Genomic DNA, 3,217 nt, shown 5'->3' with positions numbered 1-3,217 from the left:
CCACACACCACCGCCACCGCACCCGGCGAACCCACCACCCACCGCCCCACCAACTCATGCACCAACTCACCGGCACCCGCGTCCGCCGGGTCGGTCCACGCCACCGGCCCCGCCGGACCGGTGGCCCCCGGGCTCCCCGCCGCCGACGCCTCGACCGGGGCCGGCGCGGCGGTCGGGGCCGGCGCGGTCGCCGGGTCCGGTGAGGGCGTCGGGGCCGGCGCGGTCGTCAGCGGTCCGCGCAGGTAGTGACGGTCGGGGGCGGTCACCATGTCCCAGAGGGCGGCAACGAACCAGTCGCGCAGCAGCCGCACCTGCTCGGCCCGGACCGCGTCGGTGTGGAAGTCCATCGCCAGCAGCACCCGGTCGGAGACCGGGTCCCGGACGACCCCGATGTTGAGCGGGAAGTTCGTCGGCTCGGCGCGGACGGTGGAGAAGCTGCCGATCTTGCCGTCGAGGATCTCGGTGCCCCGGTCGGACAGCATCTCGGCCATCACGTGGAAGTGGTTGTAGACGAAGTTGACGTTGACCGGCTGGTCCATGCCGAGCCGGCGTTGCATCTCGGCCATCGGGAAGCGACGGTGCGGCAGCATGTCCCGTTCGGCCGCGAAGACCTCGGCGATCAGGTCGGTCCACCGGCCGTCCGGCAGCACCAGCCGGAACGGCAGCGTGTTGAGGAACAGCCCGCGGACGTCGTCGCCGCCACGCTCCTCGGGGCGGCCGTTGGCGGTCACCCCGACCAGGACGTCCGTCGCGCCGGTGGCGTAGCCGACGGTACGCAGGCAGGCGGCCACGAACAGGGTCTTCAGCGAGGCGCCGCACCGGGTGGCCAGCTCCCGCAGCGCCGTGCAGAGTTCCGGGCTGAGCACCGTCTCGACCGAGCCGTACCGTTGGCGGGCGTCGGTGGCGTACCACCACTCGCCGGTGAAGCGGGACTCGGCGGGCAGCTCCGGCACCGGCCCGTCGGGCCAGCGCAGCAGCCGGGTGTCCGGCGGGTCGGCCAGCCGCTCGCGCCAGAACTGCTCGGTCTCCGCCGACGTGAGCGCGGCGCGTTCCAGCTCGACGAAGTCGCGGTACTGCGCGCTCAACGGTGGGTCGGTCGGCTCCACGCCGGCACGCAGGCCCTGGTAGACCCGCATGATCTCGCTGAGGGTGGAGTGCAGGCTCCAGCCGTCGAACACGGCGTGGTGCTCGGTCAGCGTCCACTGGAACACCTCGTCGGAGCGGCGGTGCACGTGCATCCGCAGCAGCGGCGGGCGGTCGTGGTCGAACGGGGTGACCCGCTGGTGCTCCAGGTAGGACCGGACGATCTCGTCCTGCGCCGCCTCGTCCAGGTCACGCAGGTCGTCGACGCCGACCGGCAGGACCGCCTCGGCGTGCACCAGTTGCAGCGGCTCGCTGTAATCGGTCAACGACAGCGCCGTCCGCAGGATCGGATGCCGGCGTACCACGTGGACGACCGCCCGGGTGAAGGCGTCCGCCTCGAACGGTGCCCTCACCTTCATGCTGTCGACGTTGTGGTACGGCAGCCGCTCCAGGTCACGGGTCATCTCGTAGACCATGCCCACCTGCAACGCCGTCATCGGGTACGCGTCGACGAGACCGTCCGGCAGGTGCGCCCGGTCGGCCGCGGCGACCAGCTCGAACGGTCGACGTACCGGGGCGTCGGGCAGGTCGACGACCGTGCAGACGGTGGCGAGTTCGGCGACCGTCGGCCGGTGGAACAGCTCCTGCAACGCGAAGGAGATGCCGCTGGCGCGGGCCGCGCCGAGCACCCGGATGCTGCGGATCGAGTCCCCGCCCAGGTGGAAGAAGTTGTCGTGCCGGCCCACCTGGACCGGGCCGAGCGCCTCGACCCAGATCTCGGCGAGCCGCCGCTCGACCGGCCCCTGCGGGGCCACGTAGTCACCGCTGCCGGCGGGACGGGCCTCGTCCGGGTCGGGCAGCCGCCGGTGGTCGGTCTTGCCGCTCGGCGTCAGCGGGATCGCCGCCAACTCCACGAACCGCGCCGGCACCATGTAGTCCGGCAGCCGGTCCGCCAGCCACTGCCGCAGGTCGGCAACCGGCACCGCCGACCCGGCCTCCCCCGCCACGTACGCGATGAGCTGCGGGGCCCCGGCGTCGTCGGGGCGGATGGTGACCGCCGCGCCGGTGACGCCGGGGAACTGGTGGGCGGTCGCCTCGATCTCGGTCAGCTCCACCCGGAAGCCGCGGATCTTCACCTGGCTGTCGGCGCGGCCCGCGTACTCCAGGGTCCCGTCCGGACGCCACCGGGCCAGGTCGCCGCTGCGGTAGAGGCGGGCACCCGGCTCGGCGCCGACCGGGTCCGCCACGAAACGTCCCGCGGTCAGGCCGGGTTGGCCGAGGTAGCCCCGGGCCACCCCCGGACCGCCGACGTACATCTCCCCGGTGACGCCGACCGGGCAGGGCCGCAGGTACCGGTCCAGGACGTGGATCGCCAGGTCCGCAAGCGGCCGGCCGATCTGGGTGAGCGCCCGGTCCAGGTCGTCCGGCACGATCTCGCGGAAGGTGTCGTGCACGGTGGTCTCGGTGATCCCGTACATGTTGACCAGCCGGGGGTGGTCCGCGCCGTGCCGCTGCGTCCACCGGCGTACCGAGCCGCGTTCCAGCGCCTCACCGGCGAAGATGACGTAGCGCAGCCGCAGCGGGTCGCGCAGGCGGGCGTCGACGGCCTCGAACTGGACGAACGCCGACGGCGTCTGGCTGAACACGGTCACCTGCGCGTCCCGGACCAGCGCGTACAGGTCCTCGGGGCTGCGGGAGACCCAGTAGGGCACCACGACCAGCCGGCCGCCGGTGCTCAACGCGCCCCACGTCTCCCAGACGCAGACGTCGAACGACATGCTGTGGAACATCGACCAGACGTCGTCCGGGCCGAACCGGAAGTCCCGGGCCGCCGAGGCGAACAGCCGGGCGGCGTTGCGGTGGGTCACCGTGACGCCCTTGGGCCGGCCGGTCGAACCCGACGTGTAGATCACGTACGCCGCACTGTCCCCCGTCACCACCGGGTCCGGCACCTCCCCGGCCTCCGGCGATCCGGCCGCCTGCGCGGCGTCCGGCTCCGGACCGTCCGGACCGATCTCCACCACCCGCCACGGACCCGACGGCAACCGCCCCGCCACACCCCAACCCCCCAACACCACCGACACACCCGAATCCACCAACATCAACGACAACCGCTCCACCGGATAATCAACAT

1 protein-coding gene is annotated in these 3,217 nt (G+C 72.8%); it reads right to left on the bottom strand.

Features of this window, described 5'->3' with window-relative positions; translation table 11 throughout:
• Positions 1–3,185 (bottom strand): amino acid adenylation domain-containing protein (locus B5D80_RS32585; RefSeq protein WP_245855142.1); only part of this gene is annotated, 3,185 nt, incomplete at its 3' end.
• Positions 3,186–3,217 lie beyond the last annotated feature (32 nt).

The sequence above is a fragment of the Micromonospora wenchangensis genome (assembly GCF_002210435.1).
In the GTDB taxonomy this organism is placed as follows: Bacteria; Actinomycetota; Actinomycetes; order Mycobacteriales; family Micromonosporaceae; genus Micromonospora; species Micromonospora wenchangensis.
The sequence above is the reverse complement of the archived record's forward strand: the minus strand, read 5'-3'. Positions and strand labels throughout refer to the sequence as shown.